The sequence below is a fragment of the Maribacter corallii genome, assembly GCF_047345415.1.
GTDB lineage: Bacteria > Bacteroidota > Bacteroidia > Flavobacteriales > Flavobacteriaceae > Maribacter_C.
The window spans coordinates 112,748-133,408 of sequence record NZ_JBLFEP010000002.1; the positions used below are offsets into that span (position 1 = coordinate 112,748).

Below are 20,661 nucleotides of genomic sequence, written 5' to 3' on the forward strand. Positions count from 1 at the left end.
TCGACGGGGTGTACAATTAGTATACATTCGATGTAAACATTTTTTACATTAAAAAAGCGCGATAGTTTAAGCAATTGACATAACGTTTTGATATTGAGCAAATTGAATATCTGGCATAGTTTTGGGCTAAAGCACAACATCCTCTAGGATGTTGGTTGTCAGCCTCTAGTGTTGATCAAAAACTACTTTTTGCGTTCATTGGATTGCGACAAAACGAAAAATCATGTTAAGAACCCATCTCAAATTAGCTTGGAGAAACATTGTGAAGAACAGGGCATTTTCACTCCTGAATATTGTAGGCTTGGCTACAGGTCTTTTGTGCAGCCTCCTAATTTATTTATGGGTGGCCGATGAACTAGCCGTTGATAAGTACCATGAAAATGGGGACCGCTTATATTCGGTATACCAAAGGCAGCTATTTGAAGGAAGGGTAGATGCAGGTTTCTCGACACCGGCAGTGCTTTATCGTGAATTAAAGCTCAAGATTCCTGAAGTGGAAAAGGCATCGCCGATGAGTTGGAAGAGTTCAAAAACGTTTGCCACCGGGAATAAGATCTTTAAGCAAGAGGGGTTTTACGTGGGGCCGGATTATTTTGACATGTTCTCCCACGACTTTTTGGAAGGTACTGTGACTTCTGTGATGAATTCCCCTGATAACATTGCCATTTCAGAGAAAATGGCCAAGGTCTTTTTCGGGAGTGCTGAAAATGCTATCGGCCAATCACTCTCCTATGAAAACAGAAGTCAGCTAAAGATTTCCGCCGTATTGCGAGATGCTAGCTCCGCGAATTCGAGAGAAAGTGATTTTTATGTGCATTGGGACATGTTCCTGGAAGAAAACGGTTGGGCTCCGGATATTACCAATAGTGGCCCACCGACATTTGTGATGATCAAAACGAATGCGGATGTCGCAGCAGTAGAGCGTAAAATCAAGGATTTTCTAACGCCCTATCGCGATTCGGAGAATAGTATTTCGAAAGTTGAACTAGGGTTACAGCCCTATGGGGAGAGCTATCTGCACGATAATTTTGAGAATGGTGTTATTTCCGGAGGTCGGATCGATAATGTACGCATCTTCGGATTCATCGCATTTTTCGTCTTGTTCATCGCCTGTATCAACTTTATGAACTTGGCCTCGGCAGGGTCTTTAAAGCGGGCAAAGGAAGTCGGGGTACGCAAATCATTAGGCGCTAAAAAGGGAAGCTTGGTTTTTCAATTTATGTGGGAAGCCCTTTTACTGTCGTTCATCAGTACGGTAGTATCCCTAGTATTGATTTCGCTTGTACTACCTTATTTCAATGTGCTAGCAGGAAAAGATTTGAGCCTCGGGAATCTTTCCGTGCTTTCTTGGCTCGGCATTCTTGCGGTTTCCTTACTAACGGGTTTTTTATCGGGCAGTTATCCGGCCTTTGTATTATCATCGTTTCGAGCTATCGATATTTTTAAGAAAAATAGAAATGCCAATGCAAGTTCGAAATGGATCCGACAAGGCTTGGTTGTTTTTCAGTTTGCGTTGACCATTATTCTGATTACAGGAATGCTCATCACTTCGAGGCAAGTCAATTTGATTCAAAACCAAAACCTCGGTTTTGATCGTCATAATGTGCTGATGTTTTCTTTTCAAGGAGACTCCACACGTACTTTTTCCGGCTTAAAAGAAAGGGCGCTACAATTGCCGGGAGTTGAAGCAATGACGATTTCCACAAATCCCCCTATCGGTTTTTCTAACGGATTTACCAATGTAGAATGGCCAGGCAAATCTGAAACGGACCCGACCGTATTCACTACCATGGCGGTAGGATCTGATTTTGTCAAAACCTGGGGAACCGAAATGCTTCAGGGCACTGATTTTTCCGATAAAAGCATCGCCGATAACTCAGGTTACATCATCAACGAAACCGCCCTCAAGGTCATGGGACTTGAAAATCCGATTGGAAAACCGATTACTTTTTGGGATGGTGAAGCCCCTATAATCGGGGTGATGAAAGACTTCCCCATAAATACGGTCAAAACAGCGATACCTCCATTGATCATAAGAAACGGCGAGGCCGAGAATTTTGGATTCGTTCTCGCAAGAATCAGTCCTGAAAACGTAGTGCAAACCGTAGAAGCCCTAGAAGAGATCCATGCCACAATACTTCCTGAAATACCATTTGATTATGGATTTTCAGATATGCGATATGATAGCATGTACCGAGGCGAAACCATATTTTTTACACTCTCACAGTACTTTTCCCTAGTAGCGATTTTCATTTCCTGTTTGGGCCTTTTTGGCCTGGTCATATTTTCGGCCCAGCAGCGAGTCAAAGAAATCGGAATACGAAAAGTACTGGGAGCTTCAACAAGTAAGATTACCGGTCTTTTGGTAAAGGACTTTTTACAGTTGGTGGTCTTGGGCATAGCTATTGGCTGTCCCGTAGCTTGGTATTTTATGGATCAATGGCTCACCAACTACGAATATCGAATTGACATGCCGTGGTGGGCCTTTGGGGTCGCAGGGGTATTGGTCATTGCGATAGCGTTACTAACGGTCAGTTTTAAATCGATCAGTGCCGCCATGACGAACCCTGTGGAAAGTTTGCGTTCGGAATGAAAGGCTCCTGCCTAAAACTGATCCTACCGGATTTTTAATCGGAATATATTCCCTTGAAATAATCGCCCTTAAGATAGTTTGATGGCTTTGGCGAAAAGTCTCCTACAACCGTGAACTACTTGGCAATTCGGTTAGGACTTTGGATGCAGCGGAATCCACGGTAATTTTAGGTGGACAGCATAGACAATCGGTTTTTCCATTCAAAAGTGCATTTTCATTCCTTCGTGCGTGGCATTAAATCCTAAATTTTTATAAAACTCGATCGCTTTCGGTCTTTTTTTATCAGTTGTTAGTTGCAGTACATGTGCATTCCGTTCTTTAGCCCTACCAATTGCCCATTCAAACATTGTTTTTCCGATTCCAAGTCCTCTTTTGTCTTTTCTGATTCTAACGGCTTCTATTTGAGCTCTAATTCCACCACGATACGTCAGGTATTGGATAAAGGACAATTGTAAAGTCCCAATGATTTCTGCACTCTCATTTTCGACCACAATCAGTTCTTGATTGGGGTCAGCGTCTATGTTTTCAAAAGCGGTAAGATATTCGGTCGGTAATGGAATTTGAAAATCTTCTCTGGTTTTTCCAAGTTCATCATCCGCAATCATTTCCACGATTTTTGAAACGTCTTTTTTTGTGGCCTTTCTAAATATCATTTTTTTAGATTCAATTTTTTTAGCTTCATGCCAATGATTTCCACCTAGGAAATCCAAAAGCAATGTACTTTAAGCTTGGTCAGTAACTGCGTTTATCTGAATATTAAACTCTTTTTTTAATATACACGCTTCTTCTTTTTTACTATTGATGGTCAATTCAGTTTTAGCTCCGTTTTCCTTGACGATATATTTGGAGTTAAAGATGGTTTTCCTGCCATTTTCAATCGGCAATGTAACGATTATGTTTTTTACAAAATAAGAAGCAGGGGCGTATTGTTTGAAAGCACATTGTGCTGAAAAGTCCTCAATTGCCTTTCTCTTCGTTTTGAACAGGTACTTCTTTTCATATTCAACACCATTTTTCGACATCGTTAGCAGGAAGGACCCTTTTTCCCAACGCTCAATTTTAAAATAATTTCTCCCATCAAATTGTTCCGCTGCGGTGTCGATATCAAGCGGTTTAGTGAACAGATCCCCAAATCCAACATCTGCCAACCAGTTTTTTTTGCCGAGTTTGATAATGAGTGCCATATGGTCAAATTCAGGTCCGACTTCTTCACCGTCGAATATCCTGGCTGAAATTAGCGTAACATCAAACCCTAAATCGAGCAGCAAACGGGAAAACAGGTAATTTAGCTCATAACAAAAACCACCTCTTACGTTTTCTACTATCTTTTTGAATAGATGTTTCTTTTCAAGTCTAATTTCTATCTTATTTTGAATATCCAAATTTTCAAATGGGATACTTAAAACGTGGTATTCGTGAAGGGTATGAAGAGTTTCTAAATCGACAGATGCACGTTGCGGAAAATTAATTCGATTTAGATATCCAGTGGTATTCAAAACGGCCTTGAGTTTAGTCATACGTAAAACATAGCAATGCAAAGTGGGTTATCCCCATAGTTGATTTTAAAATAAACTGCCGTGTTCATTACTTCCACCAGCCTTTTCTTTTCCTGATATATATTATTTGCCCAGTATGATAGGCGTTATGCGCGGCCATGTTCAAAACGTCTGAAGCCCATTCAGCCAATTGCTTTTCGTTGGCTTGTTCGGTTATTCTTTCTAATTCCGTTTGAACGCTGTCCAATTTGCTGACGGCACTATCCCATTCCTTTTCTGTATAGACCTTAAAAGTGCTGTCGTTATCCGTTTCGAAACCTGAAAAATCCTCTCCTTTAAAAGCTCTTAGTTGCATTTCATTCCAAAAAGTAAGATGAGAAACAAGCTCTCCGATGGAGTGGTTGTCCGTACTGTCTTTCCAATTTGATTGTTCGGCCGTGATACCATTAATAGCAGTTTTCACCGGAACGAACCAATTTTGATCGCTATACGAGTAGTCCAATTGTTCCGCCAAGACGGTCTTCAATTCGGAATTGTTCTTTTTTTCTGAACAGCTTAAAACTAGGAGCCCCAAAGTGACTATGGTTAAAATTGCTTTCATCGTTTTTGAGATATGTTTTGTACTTGGTTGTTAGCAGTGTCGTTTATGTGCTGTTGGCAGGCAGATTTTGTAACTATGTATGGCTGCAATTCTAAAATATTTTTATTTGTAGCCTACCCCGTTCGTTTTAGGACAATGCTAAATTCAATCTGGTTTTCTTCCCAAGTGCTCCGTCAATAATTTCCATTTGTCATCTTCTTTTACTAAAACAGAGGTCCCAATTCCATTTCCGGATACAGACTTACCTTCTATAATTCCAGTCCAATTAAAATCGAATAAATAGACCGCATAGTTTTTATCCTTTACGAGCCATTTAATATTTTCAACAGCATACTTTTCATTCTTGATTAAAGAAAAATTTTTCTCAAATGCCTTTTGAACATTTTCTTTTCCAATGTGTATCGTTCCGTTAGAAAAGGTAACACATACGTTTCGGGAAACTAAGGGCTCAACCACTTTCCAATCCTGAGTTCCTAAAGCTGTTTCATATGATTTAATAAATTCTTCTGGATTTACCATTGCACTAATTATAGGTAACGGTCTCTTATAGCCATAAGTTACGGTTTGAATTCGTGTTTATTTTCGGTTTAGCACTCACTTTAGTAATTCCGAGTAGAGTCCAACCGGTGCTGAGCGCAGTCGAAGCATAGTCGAAATACCATCATTCAATTACTTCATTTGGTACAAACTTGTGAATGGAAATTGAATTCAAACCCTTGTCAAAAACCCCCTGAATTTCTTGATTAGACTCTATTTCGAATGTGAGCTCCTGCATTTTCTCAAATGGGGTTCAACATACGCCCCTTGATTATATAATCTCTACTTCACGTCTGTGTGGAACTAATTTAACACTTATTCCAATAAGATAATACCTTGGTGAGGGGCCTTTGTAGCTATTTTAGGTCTCGAGAATGCATCAAGTACAACGATAATATGTAAAAAGGGTCCTATAGGTCAGTCCACGAAATAAACTCTTTGAATTCGTCCTCCCATTGACTTTCCATGCCATTGGCGTTCTTTTTTTGATAGCTATGATCACAACCCATACATAGGTTAAAGCTGAGGTTGTTCTTCCTCTTTTGTAGAAATTGTACTGGTAAAAGATAAGCCGTTTCTATAGGCGTGCTCTCGTCAAGCGTAGCAAACAAAGTGTAAATGGGAATATCGATTTTTAATAGGTTGTTTAGCGGCGCCTCCTCGTACGAAGACCATCTTTTATTGGTAAAGCCCCAATTATCCATTTCCGTCGAATTGGGGTTGGTAATAATACTCTGATACCAACCCAGTAAGCCCATAATATTTTCATGGGCGGTGGAGTCGTTTTGTTGCCCCTTAAGTGCAGCGATACGTTCAAATAGGGCAAATTCATAAAAATTATTCAATACATTCCCTGACCAAAACCCCAAATGGGTAATGTGTTCGTTTTTTAGAGCGAGGCTTGAGGCGATTTGTGCGCCCTCTGAATGTCCGTACACGACCACTTTTTTAGGCGAGACCATATGATTTTCTAAAATGTCATCAATCGATGCATCTATTTGGGCCACCCTGTATTCGCGATAATTTTTGTCATGGTACTTCTTGGGAACCGTAAAACCCTCTTTTTGAAAAATGCCGGAAAGTCCCGGTTTTGCAACAATGGCATAGGCGTAGGTCGAGTCTAACAAGCGGTAATCGCTGTTGAATGTTTTGGTGGGGGTTAATTCGCCATTGCTACGCTGATTGAAGAAAATGGGAAAGGGATCGGTACCCTGAATAAATACCACAAGTTTATCGGGCTTTGTGGTATAGGCTTTTAAATAATAAACGACAGTGTCGTTTTCAGAAATGATCCGTTGCTCGGTAAGACCATATTTCTCAAGAGCGGTTGCAATGTTGCTGGTCTGCGATTTCTGCGCGTTGAGGGCAAGAACCGTAAAAAACAGAAAAAAATACTTCAATCTAGGATACATGTGGGTCTTTGGTTAACTACTGATTACTTTTTTTTCTAAACTTCAATTTAAAATAAGGTCAATCTTTTTCCTTTCCTAATTTTAAAACGCACAACTCGTGCGTTTCTATAGATTCGGTCGTTTTAAACGGGGTAAAAAGATACTTTTGATGAATGTATAAAAGTTTGTATGGGAAGTTATGATTTTATGGATGTGTTACTACTACTCGGAATAGCCCAAGGCTTTTTTCTCAGTATAACCCTCCCAATAGTGCATCAAAAAAATATTGCGGCCAACAAAGTATTGGCGCTTCAATTGCTTTTAGCCTGTCTTGTGTTGCTGACGCGAATGGTCGTGTATAAGACGGATCAGCTCTGGATTGCGCAAAGATTTGCTCTTCTAGAGACCTTGGTCTTTGTGTTTGGCCCCTTAGGGTATATCTATCTTAAACGCTTGTTGCAAAAAGACCAAGAGAAATTCACGCTGTCTTGGGTTCATTGTATACCAGCGCTTTTGTATTTGTCGTATTTGATTTTTGTGAATACCTTCTCAAGCCAAGAATTTGGTCAGCGTTTAGCTACTGGATATTTTGGAAAGGTGTTCTTGATTACAGAACTGTCCGCTTTACTGTTCAATCTCTACTATTGGTATTTAAACGTACGGTTCTTTTTGCAGGTATTACGAAAAGAAAAAGAACAGCTTTCGTTTTCCCAGACCACTATTTCTTTTGTTCAGGTGATGCTGATCGTTACAGGTGTTATCCTTTTGGGATGGATTGTAAGTTTTTGCAGTACCTATATATTCCGAACCACCTTACCCATCGTCAATTATGATATGGTATGGATAGCGATTCCTATCCTGATTTATATTGTGGGGTACTTTGCGTTAAAACAACCCGTTATTTTTAGGATAGTCGTTTCCGAGGATTCCACTAAATCTGCCATAAAATCAAGAATGGATGATCGAAGTATTCAGGACTTACAACGCGGCTTGGCGCAGCTCATGAAAAAAAATGAGGTATACCTAGACAACGAACTCACCTTGGTGGAGCTGGCCAAACAACTGAATACCTCTACCAATAAACTGTCTTGGTTGTTGAACACCGTATACAAATCCAATTTTTACAACTTCATCAATGAGCACCGAGTGAAGGCCTTTTTAGCTAAAATCGAACAAGACGAACATAAGGCCAAAACGTTGTTGTCCTTATCCATGGAGGTGGGCTTTAACTCCAAATCCACATTCAATAAGGCCTTTAAGGCCCTCTTGAACGAAACCCCGAGTAGCTATATCAAAAGAGTGGCGAGCTAATATTCTGTACAAGGCTATACAGACGGTCGATTTTCAAAACAATCCACAGTAAGATTGTGTTTTAATCGTAAAAACAATCCTATGAAAATCAAGAAAATCAAAAAAAGAACCCATATGATGTATGTGCTAGTTGCAATAGGTTTCTTCATGCAATCTTCGTGTTCCGATGATCCGGAACCCACACCGGTAATCGAGCCGGAAACACCGGGAGTTGAAATGCCCGATGCCCCTGTAAAGGTGACAACATTAGTGCAAAACTTCCAAGCGTCCGATGGGCTATCGGTAGATGATGAGGGTTCGATCTATGCCAGTGATTATGGTGACTTTATGGGTACAGAAGTGTTAAAGGTCAATCCGAATACAGCAGCGATCGAGGTGGCGGTAAATAATCTTAGTGCACCTACGGGAAACACTATAGATGCCTCAGGAACTATTTTTGTCGTCAATAATGTACGGAGAGTTCGTGAAGGTTCTGATGAATTGCAGGGCGACGTGCTCAGAGTATTGGATGACGGTACGCGTACCGTTATTGCAACCTTGCCAGGCTTTCCTGCTGGAATTACACTAGACGAAGATGGCAATGCTTATGTGTCAAATTTTTTCTTTCCAGGGGTACATAAAATAACTCCAGATGGGGAAGTAACCGTTTTTGCACAAGATAACCGCTTGTTTGGAGGTGTGGGTATTGACTTTGATGACTCGGGTAATTTGTTTGTTGGTAATTTCAGCACGGGTGCCATCCTTAAAATAAGCCCCGATAGCACAATTGAAATACTGGCGACCATTCCCACGGTACGAGAAGGTGTGGTGATAGGGTACCTTACGTATTTCGATGCAACCATTTATGCTACGGCGCCAGGCGAACATGTGATCTATAGCGTTTCTATGTCTGGGGAAGTCAAAATTCTGGCGGGAACGGGAGATAAGGAGTCTAAGGATGGACCTCTTTTGGACGCGTCCTTCAATACGCCTAACGGAATTACGGCGGATCCTAACAAAAAAGTGCTCTATGTTACCGCAGGTGGCGATAATGATGGCGGGGCGCTTCGCGTCATAAGTTTAGACTAAAAGGCTCAAGGAAGTTGGACTTCCAACCTTGCAAATATTCCTTGGTTACCACCAAGTGTCATATGGTTTTTGCAAATCATCAATGACTATGGGTTCCCCGATATTGGGAGTAATCAAGGGTATGCGCAATGCTTCCGCTTTTTTGGATACCCGTTCAATAGGGTCTGTCCACGAGTGTAGCGCCAATTGAAAGGCGCCCCAATGAATCGGCATCAGGGTAGTGGCCTGCACATCGATTCCTGCTTGGGCGGTTTCCTCTGGAAACATATGAATGTCGGGCCACAATTTATCATATTGTCCGCACTCCATCATGGCAACGTTAAAAGGCCCATAGGTTTCCCCGATTTGCTCGAAATGCGACCCATAACCACTATCACCACTGAAGAACAGGCTTGAACTATCGGATTTTATCACCCAAGAGGCCCACAAAGTGCTTTGGCCATTGTTCAGTTTGCGCCCTGAAAAGTGTTGTGCGGGAGTACAGGCAAATTGTATGTTCTTAAATGTAGTTTCCTGCCACCAATCCATTTCGGTGATTTTAATGCTTTCTATTCCCCACGCTTCCAAATGAACACCGACACCTAGGGGAACAAAGTAGGCATCAACTTTGGTTTTGAGTTGTTCAATGGATTCATAGTCCAAATGATCATAGTGGTCATGTGATATCACTACGGCATCGATCTTTGGCAGTTGTTCAATGGTCAGTGGCAATTCTTTATAAAAACGTTCGCTCCCTAGCCAAGGATGAGGCGCACATACGCTACCGAACATCGGATCGATAAGAATGTTTTTTCCATCCACTTGCAAGAGGAAAGCGGAATGTCCGAACCAAATTAATCGCGTGGCCTTGCCATAGTTGGCGACAGCGGTAGCATCCATTTTCAAAACGGTTAGGTCTTTCTCAGGTCTGCCGTTTTCAACCTTTTCAAAGAAAAATTTTCTGGCTATGGAAAGCGTTTCGGAAAAACTTGCATCTTTTGGAACGTCTTTCGCATTTACGAAGCCGTCGTCCTCAAATTGTTTGGAAGATCGGTAGCGCTCCTTTCGTTCATCGGAAACATCACCTCCAAAACTGGGATAGAAGTTCACAAACGCAAAATAGGATAGGGTCAATACAACGAGGAGGAAGATCGTTGATAAGAGCAGGTACGTTCCTATTTTTTTAAGTTTTTTCAAGGGATTTTGAAATTTAGAATAAGTATGATGAACTAGGTTGATATAAAAGCCGCCGGCAAACGAATACCATCGGGGCGTCCTCTTCAAAGAAACATTGATGCAGGAACAAAGTGACCGGGAATTATCGTAGGGTTAAAAATTCAAATAACCCCGCCATAGTTTATTGCGTGGAAAGCAGCCAGGCTTCACGCGATTGGGTGCGTTTGATGGAACGAAGCGCATTTAAGGCTTCATCAGTATCAGTGTAACTGTCGTAGGTGACCATGTGAAGTCCATGAGGGTTGGTACCGATATAGGTGGAATGATACCCTCTTCGCTTCAACTGTCTCATTTTCTTTTCAGCATTCTTTTTGAAACGAAAGGCGCCTGCGACAATATGATGCACGCGACCGCTTTCTTTTTTCGGAGTCGAAAGTACGTCCAAGGACAGTGTAGGCAACTCCATAGGAGCAGTATCGAAAAAAGTCGCCTCTTGAATGCGCTTGGATACCGCGTCTTGAACTTGTTCCGTCGCCAATTGTTGTTGATTCACCTTTTCCTTATAAAAACGGAAAGCCGTTAAACCGGTAGAAACGGCCAATAAGAAAATGGCTGCATACTTCAAGTAAGGTCTGAACGAAGAAGCGGCTCTTTTCTCCGGAGTAAAGACAAAAGGTATTTTCTCTTCCAAGGTTTCTACCTCTTCTTTCAGTACTTCTCGTGTAACCGGACTCGAAACTACGGAAGATAGACCGAATGATGAGGTCAAATAATTGGTCTTGCCATAGGGCTGAAACTGCAATTTGTGATGCGCGTTGGACCATAACTCACCGATGGTGGCCAATTCGAGTTTATTTCCAGCTTCAAGGCGGGTTTTCCAGGTTTTAACGGTCTGTGAAACCTGTGCCAAAGCCTCCTCATACGTGATGTTTTCGGCTTCGGAAACGTAAGAGACCAAAAGCCCGTCATTGGACCGTACTTGGGCATTAAAGGAAATCTCTTTGGTGGGGGGATAGAAGGTATTTGACCCCTGTGCCAATACTGCGGATTTGTGTTGCGCCAAGAACGCACCGAGTTCCGGTACCATGACACAATTGTAACGATATAACAATTCCGAGATATAGTGTTCTAAAACCATATACCGCAAATATGCTAAAAAATACGAGGGTTCAAAACCGCTTGCATAACTTTTTATTAACATTATATTTTGCGTATTTTGTGGATAACTATGACCGATATACAACTGTCTGAAGACGAATTCATTGCTGTGCTGAGGCTGCAGCATATTCCCAATATCGGTGATGTCTCCGCTAAAAAATTGATTCGCCATTGTGGTAGCCCATCGGCTATTTTTTCCGACAAAAAAGAACAGCTGCTCAAAATCGATGGTATCGGCAGCTATACCCTAAATGGACTTCATGATTCCCGATACTTGAGGGCTGCTGAACTGGAATATGAGTATTTGCAGCGTGAGGGAATCGAATATTGGTATTTTCAAGAGGCCAACTACCCAAAGTATCTCAAACATTGTATCGATAGCCCTATGGTACTGTTCAAAAAAGGGAATATCCGATTGGATGGGAGAAAGATCATCAGCGTAGTGGGAACGAGAAATATCACTAGCTACGGTGCGGGCTTTTGCGAACGGTTTATTGCTGATATTGCTCCACTTGATCCGATCATCGTAAGTGGTTTTGCCTATGGGGTCGATATTACCATTCAAAAGGCCGCGATAAAACATGGTCTTCAGACTATCGGTTGTTTGGCACACGGGTTAAATCAAATTTATCCGAAAGTTCACGCAAAGTATGTGGCCGATGTAGAGCGGAACGGGGGTTTTCTTACCGAGTTTTGGAGCACGAGTAATCCCGATCGTGAGAATTTTTTAAAACGAAACCGCATCATTGCGGGTATGGCCGAGGCTACGGTGGTGGTCGAGTCAGCGCAAAAGGGCGGTAGTTTGGTGACCGCGGATATCGCCCATAGTTATCATAGGGATGTATTTGCCGTGCCGGGTAGGGCAGACGATACCTATAGTCTCGGGTGCAATAACCTGATTAAACAACAAAAGGCCCACATGCTTACCTCGGCAGCCGATTTGGTGTACTTATTGGGTTGGGATGTGGAAGAAAAGAAAGTGGAACCGATTCAAAAACAGCTTTTTGTCGAACTAGACGATACCGAGAAATCGATTTATAGGTACTTGCAGCAGCAGGGCAAGCAGTTACTAGATAGTATCGCCCTGGAATGTAAAATACCGGTTTTTAAAGTCTCTTCAACCTTGCTGAACATGGAAATGAAAGGAATTGTTCGGCCGTTGCCAGGGAAGCTTTTTGAGGCTATATAGTACGCAAGGCTTATCTGCTATTTTACCTCAAAGACTGTCGTAGCACTAATAGGTCTCCCGTCGGTAGTAATCCCTTCTACTTTTATCACATACGACCCGCGTTTGTCACCCGTATAAAAAGTGATTCCCGAATCATTAGATGACAAAGCATTGTCAATCTTTACTTCTGGCTGCCAATGTAACGTACCCCGGGTATCTCTTTTGCTATGGTCAGGTCTTGGCTCCGAGTAATCCAAAATCGGAAAATCTTGAACGGAAGAAAACCCACTTACTTCAAAACTCTTGATATTGGGTAGCGTAATCGGCGCTCTTTTTTCGGGAAGGTTTAAACTGCCTTTGGTATATACCGCAACCACGCCATTTGCAGAGTTGTTGATATATGCTCCTGCGTTGGCAGGGTACAATATATCAATGAATTCAATTTCCGAGGTGTTCATCGAAACTATGATATCCATATCTGCTTCAACTCCGTCGACCACGAATAGGGGGTTGCCCCTGAAATCCCGGCGTAATCGAAGTTCTTCGTTTGGAAATATTCCATAAGTCCTTGCGCCTAACCTGTTTAATAGGTCTACCACCCGCATCGCCTCACTACCTAATATAGAGTCAGGAAACATCCTCCGAGTAGGAGTTTTATAGAGGGGGCTCAATTTCTTAAACGCCAAATCGATGCTATCTTTACGGGTCTTTTTCTTTTCAGTGACAGTAGCTTCATCCAATTCAATAGTGTCGCTTTCGGGCTCAAAATTAAAGTTTTTTTGCAATGAGGTATACGATAACGGTTTCGAAGAAGTATGGGTTTGTAGCGTTACCGTATGTCTGTTCAGCTTTTTCGGATCGATTGCTTTAAAGGCGGAATCTTGCTCCAAAACCACTTCCATTTTATAAGACTTGCCATTTCTTCTTTTTTCGATACTTTCCACGTCGATGATGGCCTTCAAGGTATCGGTAAAAACATACGGGCCAAAACTGAAACCACCAAGGGAATCGGTTGTTTGCTCTTCTTGATACGGCCCTCCTTTCAATCCCAGTAAGTTTAGCTTGACCAGTGCTCTTTTTGGAAATGCTTTTTTAGTCCTGAAATCGATGGCTTTGCCCTTAATAAAGATTCCTTCTTCAGGATTATATTTGGGTTCCGATTCTTGGTTACCGTTAACGAGTTCGTCCCATCGAATACTTCTTGAGTCATTGGCCATCATCAATACATCCAATAAATAGTCTTTTCCAAATGAGTTATCCTTGAAAAAAATCTCAGGATTCGATATCGATGATTGAACATCTGAATTTAAAAGTAGCCAACTAGCTATGGAAGCATTCGAATAAGTCGGAAGTAATCGTTCAGCGGAAGTAACCGCCAATGATACTGATCCATCCAATAAACCACCTTCATGGTCCTTAAGCTCTAAATTGACCTGTACTTTTTGACGGGGACCATAGGCAGAAGAATCAGTTTGAACGGCAATGGCGAGAGCATTCTCTTTGTTGTCAATAAAAACCGACCGAGCACATACAGCTTGACCCTTTGCATTGAACAATGTGAATTGGGCTACCCCATCTGGGAGACTGTCGGTCAAAAATCGCAAGCGATAGGAATTGTTGTGCTGCTTTTTTAACTCCTCTTGCTTATAAATAATGTTTCCTCTTAAATGCGCAATAATGTAAGCACCTTCTAACCCTTCCTGCATATTGCTGGCAACATCTATAGTCAGGGCGTTTCGCTTCTTCTTGATATTAAGGACGTATCCCTTTTCAACCCCTTCGGGCAGTACGACTCTGGAGCTGTCAGGTAGCACTAAAAAGTACTCTTTAACTGCTTTTGGAAGTATCCTAAATTTACCTATGCCAAATTTATGGGTTTCAATGAAGGAAACGATAGTACCTTCATCATCAACAACTTTCCCAGCTGTTTCGACCCCGTTACCATGAGCATCTACGATTACAATGCCAATGTCATTTTCAAGACCGTTTACCATACGGCCTCCTTGCAAAAAGAATTGAATTTTAACAGGACTTTGATAAGGTCGATCTGGAACAGTACTTAAAGGGTTCCTGTTGGGTAAGTCAACGGTCTGAGCCGCCTTGCTATTGTTATCTAAGAGAACGATCTGTTTTTCAAAAATGGCAGGATCGGTTTGATTGAACATATAGTTGGTGAACGCCTGAAGCTTGAATAAACCCGGTTTAATTGAGGTATTTAATGGGATGGAAACACCAGTGCCAATCTGGTCTACATAGATTCTTTTTTGAATGACTACTTCGTTGCTTGCATCAAGCAGCGTTACATAAACAACACGACTTTTTGTTGATTTACCATGAGAGTTGCCGTTAAGCAGGTATAATTTCAACCAAATGGTCTCATTGGTATAGTAAATTTCCTTGTCCGTATGCAGATATGTTTTTTCAAAAGGTGTTTTGGTAACCAGATTTTCTAGAACCGTACTAGCAGTGCTCACGTCATTATATTCCTGACTGAAACCATGAGATAGGTAAAAGGCGAAGAAATAAAGTAGTAGTATCCTGAAATGGGTGAAATTAGCTTGCACACCTTTAAGATAAGTAAAAAACGCCTAAAATTCTATTGTTTTAAGGAGGCAAATGAATTCAAGCGCCTATACATTAAGAACTATAAAGTTGCTTGAAGCGATTTAAGATATGTTTGTAGAGCCTCCAGAAATCCCCTAAGGTTTAGTTTGCACTTTTTTAGTCAACTTCAGATATTCATTCGTCTTAAAAAGAAATCGAAACAATCCGGGCCCATCTCCACTGCTTAGAATAATTTTAGGATGTGAAGTAGCATCAACATCCAACTCCGGCCTATTTGAAGTACACCAATCGATTTTCGCTTGAATGAGCTGTTTCCCTGAAGAGATATCTAAAGTGATGTGCTCGCCATTCTTGATGTTACAAACCAAGGCCCCGTCTAGCTCAATTTTGATCTTTCTGGCTCGGTTCTCAAATTCGGAAGTCCTTTGAATCGAAAGTTTTGGCATTTTTTGGGAGATTTAAGTTGTAAAAGGCATTTGGAAGACTTTGCGATGACGACTGCAGATGGAATGCGGCGAATAAGCACCAGCAAAACCATTCTTTACTGCTATTGGCGGCCCCAATACAGCTACAAAACAGGGGTAAAGACTGAAAGCCTGGTCTTTGCTAACCAACCATGCGGTCTGTTCTGGCACCTTTTATCGATAACGCTCGTCAAATACGGCACTTCATCGAGTTAAAATAATCGAAAATCGATATAGTTCAAAACCACAGCCCTTTTTCACGCCTTAAAACCAACCACTTGGTCGGTTGTACCAAAAAGCATTACTTCCGATGTAATCGCGCTATTTTGACTATTTTCGCACAAAATTAGTTTAGATGAACAAGACATTTTGGATTATCATAGCGACGGTATTGACCAGTGCGTTAAGCCTTGCGCAAAAGAAGAAAGAATTACTCACCGAGGTCGCACAATTAAAGGCCAAGGCTGCCGAAATACAACTAAAGCTTGACGAAGCTCAAGCGGCAAAAGAAGTAAATTTAGATAATGAACTGCAAAAATTCAGCTACGCCTTCGGACTGACCATTGGGAATAACCTAAAAATGATCGGGTATGACTCCTTAGCCTATCAAACGATTGCCGTCGCGCTGGAAGATGTGATGAAAGGCACCGAAAAAATGGAGCAGCAAACGGCACAGGAGCACGTTCGAACCGCAATACAGCAATTGGAAGAAGAAGAGGGTAAGCGTAAGAGTGAGGAAGGAGTGGCGTTTTTGACCGAAAATGCAAAAAGGGAAGGAATTCAGACGACTGAGAGTGGTTTACAATATGAAGTTATTACGGAAGGCACGGGGCCGGTTCCAGTGGCAACCAACAAAGTAAAGGTGCATTATACCGGAATGTTGATCGATGGTACTGTTTTCGATAGTTCAGTGGAACGTGGAGAACCCATAGTTTTTGGTGTGACCGGGGTTATCAAGGGATGGCAGGAAGCCTTGCAATTGATGCCTGTGGGTTCAAAATGGAAGGTATACATTCCGCAGGAATTGGGCTACGGTCCCAGAGGTGCTGGTGGAGGTACGATACCGCCCTATGCTGCCTTGGTCTTTGATGTGGAGCTTTTGGCTATTGAAGAATAAGGGGTCAGTACCCCACTTTGGTGCGTACCCGCTCCAAAACATCATCTGCTGTTTTCTTGGCCTTTTCGGCACCGAGCGCTAGGGCATCGTCTACCTCATTGAGGTGGCTCATGTAATAGTCGAACTTTTCACGGATATCCCCGAATTTATCGAGTACCAATTCATATAGGGCCTGTTTGGCATGTCCGTATCCATAGTTTCCGCCCTGATAATTCGCTCGCATAACTTCCGTTTGTTTTGCAGAGGCCAATATCCGGTAGAGCGCAAAGGTCGTATCGGCATCCGGATTCTTGGGGTCTTCCATAGGAGTGCTATCTGAAACGATTCCCATAAGTTGCTTCCGCAGTTTTTTATCGGTTTGAAATAGATTGATCAAATTGCCTTTGCTCTTGCTCATCTTCTCTCCATCCGTTCCGGGAATGTACATGGTCGACTCTTGTACCTTGGCTTCTGGCAATACAAAGGTCTCGCCTAGTTGGGCATGAAAACGAGAGGCCACATCACGTGTCATTTCAAGGTGTTGCAGCTGATCTTTCCCCACGGGAACGATATGTGCATCATAGAGTAAAATATCCGCGGCCATCAGCATTGGGTAGGTAAAGAGCCCTGCATTGACATCGTCCAAGCGATCTGCCTTGTCTTTAAACGAATGGGCAAGGGTTAAACGTTGATAGGGGAAAAAGCAGCTCAGATACCACGCAAGTTCGGTTACTTGGGGCACATCGCTTTGACGGTAAAAAACCGTTTTGTCGATATCGAGACCACAGGCCAACCAAGTTGCGGCCGTGGCGTAGGTATTGTTGCGCAATTCAGCTCCGTTTTTTATTTGTGTTAGCGAATGCATATCCGCGATAAAAAGAAATGATTCATTTTCCGGGTTTTCGGCCATTTCGATTGCTGGAAGAATTGCCCCCAGAATGTTCCCCAAATGAGGTGTTCCAGTACTCTGAATACCTGTTAAAATTCTCGCCATTGGTTTCGTTTCAAAGAAGCACAAAGGTAAAAGAAAACGCAATAAACAGCCCTAATTTGCTATTTTTGATTCCATGCTTCGTTTTTTAAGAAATATAGGCCATGTCCTATACCGTATTTGGTTCTATATTTTGGTTGCGATACCGATTTTCATTTTTTTTCCTTTGTTGTTGCTGGCAACATTATCTGAGAAGTGGTATCCTCAATTCTTCTGGTTGGCCCGTAATCTTTGGGCCGTTCCGATCCTATACGGCATGGGTTGTCCGCCACGCATTACCTATGAGCAAAAAATGGAAAAAGGCAAGAGCTATATGCTCGTGGCGAACCATACCAGTATGCTTGATATCATGTTGATGCTGCGCGTGAGCAAGAACCCCTTTGTGTTTGTGGGGAAAAAAGAATTGGTCAAAATACCGGTATTCGGTTTTTTTTATAAACGCGTTTGTATTTTGGTCGATCGAGAAAGTACAAAAAGCCGAACGGGAGTCTACCGAAGGGCGCAACGCAGATTGAACCAGGGCTTGAGCATCTGTATTTTCCCCGAAGGCGGTGTTCCCGATGAAGAGGTGCTTTTAGATGAGTTTAAAGACGGAGCATTTAAAATGGCCATTGCCCATCAAATACCAGTGGTGCCTATGACCTTTTACGACGGCAAGCAGCGCTTTTCCTTTACGTTCCTGAGCGGTGGACCTGGTCGGCTCAGGGCCAGAGTACATCGGTTCTTTGAAACGGGAATCCTGGGCGAGGAAGATAAATCTACCTTGCGGGAGGAAATAAGGATCTTGATCTTGAATGAACTTCAACAAAAATAAGGTCACACTAAAAACGCCCTACAGGAAGACCCGTAGGGCGCAATTATGGTCATATAAGAATGACCAACCTAACCAACTTCTTTTTCATAGGGATTATTAAAATCTAAAGCTTACGCCGCTGTATACCCCAACGGTAAACGGTTGAAAGGTACCCTCGGTACGTGAAAAGGTGTTCAGTTGATACTTAAAGACCGGTTCAACGTTCAATTGTACTTTCGGACTGAACTTATAATTTACCCCGATACCCAAATTGGTGCTGAAATTAACACTGTTCACATTATTAGCCTCACCCATTTGAGTGGTCAGCTCCCCAGCACTAAGTGAAATGGAATTGTCGACCAAGAACAGGGAGCTCACCCCCCCGATCAGATTAACACCGAATCTTTTATCCAATAGAGCGTATTCCAATTCAACAGGCACTTCAAGGTAGCCGAATTGTTGGGTCATCGCCCCATTTTGCGATAATCCTTGGCCTGAAAAATCCTGTGCAACAGATACAAGGTTGTCCATCGTATTCAAACTGGCCTCAGGGGCACTACTGGCCACAACAATATTTTTAGCGGTAGCCGAATAGTTTACGTTTGTGATCTGCCCTATGGCAGAGCTCTCCAAAGAAGACGAAAATTCGACATCGTCGGTGCTATATCCGAAATCGACCCGATGTACTCCGGATCTGATTTTCAATTTATCGCTGATTTCATACGCAACGGACAACCCATAACTCAGATTCAGATCTCCTGACTTGCTATTCGGAACAAAAATGGAATGAACGGGAGAACCTTCCCCCATCGCATCAAAATAGACGGGTGCCACGCTTGGCCCGGCCGACCATTTACCGCCCTTATTTTCCGCAATGGCCTCTTTTTCTTCCTCTTGCTTGGCGATTTCGTCAAATATGGATTTTTTAGTTGTCTCATCTTCCGAAGTATCGGAAGAATCCTCTTGTGTGTCGACTTGCGCAACTGCAGTCCCTTTTTGTTGGTCCAAATTCTTACCAATCAATCCCTTGTCGCTATCCTCTTCCGTCGGCAACCCTGTTGAAGTCTGCAAATTGCCTGTTGCTGAATTCGAATCCGCTGCCGCTACTTGCTCGGTTTTCGAGACTATGGCCTCACTTTCCATCGCGGGGTTCTTCACATCGCGGTAGCTGTCCTGCTGGGTTTCCGTCGTCTTACCGTTTGCCAGCTGTGTGCTTTTCGAAGGAGCTGTAAATTTTAAGGTACCCGACTCGGCGTCATTCGCATCAGTATCTTTTTCAAGACCACTAGTTGATTCGGAGGATGAATCCCCTTCCTTTTTCAATGATTCTTGCATATTGATGTCCGTAACTTCCGTATCGGAAGCTTTAAGACTCTCCTCTACCCCGTTTTTATCGATAGTCGTATTGGTTTTGGTATCGGGAATCTTTTTATTCGTGACTGCCGGAACGGTTACATTTTCGGATGTCGAAGGATTGATGACGTAAATAACAAGGGCCAAAACCGCGGCGACACCGCCTAATTTCCACCATAGGGGAATAACCCTTTTCGATTTTTTCTTTTTATCAAGGGAGGCCTTGATCGCGTGCCAGACTTTTTCATCCGGCACATCGGAGAAATCCGAGAATTTCTCTTGAAATATTTTGTCTAAGTTCTTTTTGCCCATCTCAACGGTATTAGGTCTTAATTTTGATGTTTTTTCAGCGGTACTACTCTTCTTTGGTAAAGAAAATCAGTAGTCCGATGACGGATTTATTTTGTTCGCGCTCAATGCGTTCTTTTAGAATCATTCTAGCGCGCGCTAAATTTGATTTTGATGTGCCTTGCGAGGTGCCAAGCTGCGCACTTATTTCTTTATGTGTATACCCATCGAGCACATACATATTAAAGGTCAGCCGATATTTATTGGGCAGTTCTTGAATGTATTTCAAAAGCGTATGCAACCCAATATCGGCATATAAAGGTTCTACCTCGGTTTCTTCTTCTACGTTTTCTGAAACGACATTCAGATGCTCGCTTTTTCTATACTTCTGCATGACGGTATTGACCGTTATACGTTTCATCCATCCTTCAAAAGAGCCCTCAGACCGGTATTGACCGATTTTATCGAAAATGGTCATAAAACTATCGTGCAGGTTATCTTCGGCTTCCGTTTTATTTCGGGAGTATTTCAGACATATACCGAACAGTATATTTGAATACTTACGATAGAGTCCCTCCTGCGCCCTTCTGTCGCCTTTTTTACACTGCTTTACGAGTTCTTCTAAACTCAAAT

18 protein-coding genes are annotated in these 20,661 nt (G+C 42.3%); 6 read left to right on the forward strand and 12 right to left on the reverse strand.

Annotated features, from left to right (window positions below; translation table 11 throughout):
- Window positions 1-223: 223 nt before the first annotated feature.
- A complete protein-coding gene (locus ACKWCA_RS05815; protein ID WP_413977222.1) occupies window positions 224-2,593 on the forward strand; it encodes an ABC transporter permease in 2,370 nt (789 codons plus the stop codon).
- A gap of 200 nt (window positions 2,594-2,793) precedes the next feature.
- Here ACKWCA_RS05815 and ACKWCA_RS05820 read toward each other — a convergent pair whose 3' ends face one another.
- From ACKWCA_RS05820 to ACKWCA_RS05840, 5 genes are all read right to left on the reverse strand, one after another.
- On the reverse strand, window positions 2,794-3,303 hold the full coding sequence (locus ACKWCA_RS05820; protein WP_413977223.1) for a GNAT family N-acetyltransferase: 510 nt from the start codon (window positions 3,301-3,303) through the stop codon (window positions 2,794-2,796).
- A 12-nt stretch (window positions 3,304-3,315) separates the two neighbouring features.
- On the reverse strand, window positions 3,316-4,110 hold the full coding sequence (locus tag ACKWCA_RS05825) for an arylamine N-acetyltransferase family protein (protein WP_413977224.1): 795 nt from the start codon (window positions 4,108-4,110) through the stop codon (window positions 3,316-3,318).
- A gap of 67 nt (window positions 4,111-4,177) precedes the next feature.
- Window positions 4,178-4,690, reverse strand: a complete 513-nt coding sequence (locus ACKWCA_RS05830) for a DinB family protein (RefSeq protein ID WP_413977225.1) — start codon at window positions 4,688-4,690, stop codon at window positions 4,178-4,180.
- 144 nt (window positions 4,691-4,834) lie between these two features.
- Window positions 4,835-5,209, reverse strand: coding sequence for a nuclear transport factor 2 family protein (locus tag ACKWCA_RS05835; RefSeq protein WP_413977226.1), 375 nt, complete (start codon window positions 5,207-5,209; stop codon window positions 4,835-4,837).
- 428 nt (window positions 5,210-5,637) lie between these two features.
- A complete protein-coding gene (locus ACKWCA_RS05840; protein WP_413977227.1) occupies window positions 5,638-6,639 on the reverse strand; it encodes an alpha/beta hydrolase family protein in 1,002 nt (333 codons plus the stop codon).
- 168 nt (window positions 6,640-6,807) lie between these two features.
- Between ACKWCA_RS05840 and ACKWCA_RS05845 the strand changes: the two genes are divergently transcribed.
- Window positions 6,808-7,929 carry a helix-turn-helix domain-containing protein gene (locus ACKWCA_RS05845; protein ID WP_413977228.1) on the forward strand — a complete coding sequence of 374 codons (1,122 nt, stop codon included), beginning with the start codon at window positions 6,808-6,810 and terminating at the stop codon, window positions 7,927-7,929.
- A gap of 81 nt (window positions 7,930-8,010) precedes the next feature.
- The gene (locus tag ACKWCA_RS05850; protein ID WP_413977229.1) at window positions 8,011-8,997 is read left to right on the forward strand and encodes a hypothetical protein; all 987 of its coding nucleotides are present in this window, start codon (window positions 8,011-8,013) and stop codon (window positions 8,995-8,997) included.
- A 45-nt stretch (window positions 8,998-9,042) separates the two neighbouring features.
- Here ACKWCA_RS05850 and ACKWCA_RS05855 read toward each other — a convergent pair whose 3' ends face one another.
- Window positions 9,043-10,173 (reverse strand): MBL fold metallo-hydrolase, encoded by a 1,131-nt coding sequence (locus ACKWCA_RS05855; RefSeq protein WP_413977230.1) that lies wholly within the window; start codon window positions 10,171-10,173, stop codon window positions 9,043-9,045.
- Window positions 10,174-10,333: 160 nt separating this feature from the next.
- On the reverse strand, window positions 10,334-11,353 hold the full coding sequence (locus ACKWCA_RS05860) for an HU domain-containing protein (protein WP_413977231.1): 1,020 nt from the start codon (window positions 11,351-11,353) through the stop codon (window positions 10,334-10,336).
- 42 nt (window positions 11,354-11,395) lie between these two features.
- Here ACKWCA_RS05860 and dprA point away from each other — a divergent pair, with 42 nt between their 5' ends.
- A complete protein-coding gene (gene dprA, locus ACKWCA_RS05865) occupies window positions 11,396-12,499 on the forward strand; it encodes a DNA-processing protein DprA (RefSeq protein WP_413978026.1) in 1,104 nt (367 codons plus the stop codon).
- 17 nt (window positions 12,500-12,516) lie between these two features.
- Here the strand turns inward: dprA and ACKWCA_RS05870 are convergent, their stop codons facing one another.
- Window positions 12,517-15,042 carry a hypothetical protein gene (locus ACKWCA_RS05870; protein ID WP_413977232.1) on the reverse strand — a complete coding sequence of 842 codons (2,526 nt, stop codon included), beginning with the start codon at window positions 15,040-15,042 and terminating at the stop codon, window positions 12,517-12,519.
- 135 nt (window positions 15,043-15,177) lie between these two features.
- The gene (locus ACKWCA_RS05875) at window positions 15,178-15,489 is read right to left on the reverse strand and encodes a hypothetical protein (protein ID WP_413977233.1); all 312 of its coding nucleotides are present in this window, start codon (window positions 15,487-15,489) and stop codon (window positions 15,178-15,180) included.
- A 373-nt stretch (window positions 15,490-15,862) separates the two neighbouring features.
- Between ACKWCA_RS05875 and ACKWCA_RS05880 the strand changes: the two genes are divergently transcribed.
- On the forward strand, window positions 15,863-16,624 hold the full coding sequence (locus tag ACKWCA_RS05880) for an FKBP-type peptidyl-prolyl cis-trans isomerase (protein WP_413977234.1): 762 nt from the start codon (window positions 15,863-15,865) through the stop codon (window positions 16,622-16,624).
- Window positions 16,625-16,628: 4 nt separating this feature from the next.
- Here ACKWCA_RS05880 and trpS read toward each other — a convergent pair whose 3' ends face one another.
- Window positions 16,629-17,597: a tryptophan--tRNA ligase gene (gene trpS, locus ACKWCA_RS05885; RefSeq protein ID WP_413977235.1), complete on the reverse strand. Its 969-nt coding sequence runs from the start codon at window positions 17,595-17,597 to the stop codon at window positions 16,629-16,631.
- 73 nt (window positions 17,598-17,670) lie between these two features.
- Here trpS and ACKWCA_RS05890 point away from each other — a divergent pair, with 73 nt between their 5' ends.
- Window positions 17,671-18,408 carry a lysophospholipid acyltransferase family protein gene (locus tag ACKWCA_RS05890; protein ID WP_413977236.1) on the forward strand — a complete coding sequence of 246 codons (738 nt, stop codon included), beginning with the start codon at window positions 17,671-17,673 and terminating at the stop codon, window positions 18,406-18,408.
- Window positions 18,409-18,504: 96 nt separating this feature from the next.
- On the opposite strand, the gene ACKWCA_RS05895 is transcribed toward ACKWCA_RS05890, so the two are convergent.
- Entirely contained in the window at window positions 18,505-20,052 is a 1,548-nt protein-coding gene (locus tag ACKWCA_RS05895) for an outer membrane beta-barrel protein (RefSeq protein ID WP_413977237.1), read from the reverse strand.
- A 43-nt stretch (window positions 20,053-20,095) separates the two neighbouring features.
- Complete coding sequence (locus ACKWCA_RS05900; protein ID WP_413977238.1) at window positions 20,096-20,659, reverse strand: RNA polymerase sigma factor; 564 nt, start codon at window positions 20,657-20,659, stop codon at window positions 20,096-20,098.
- Window positions 20,660-20,661 lie beyond the last annotated feature (2 nt).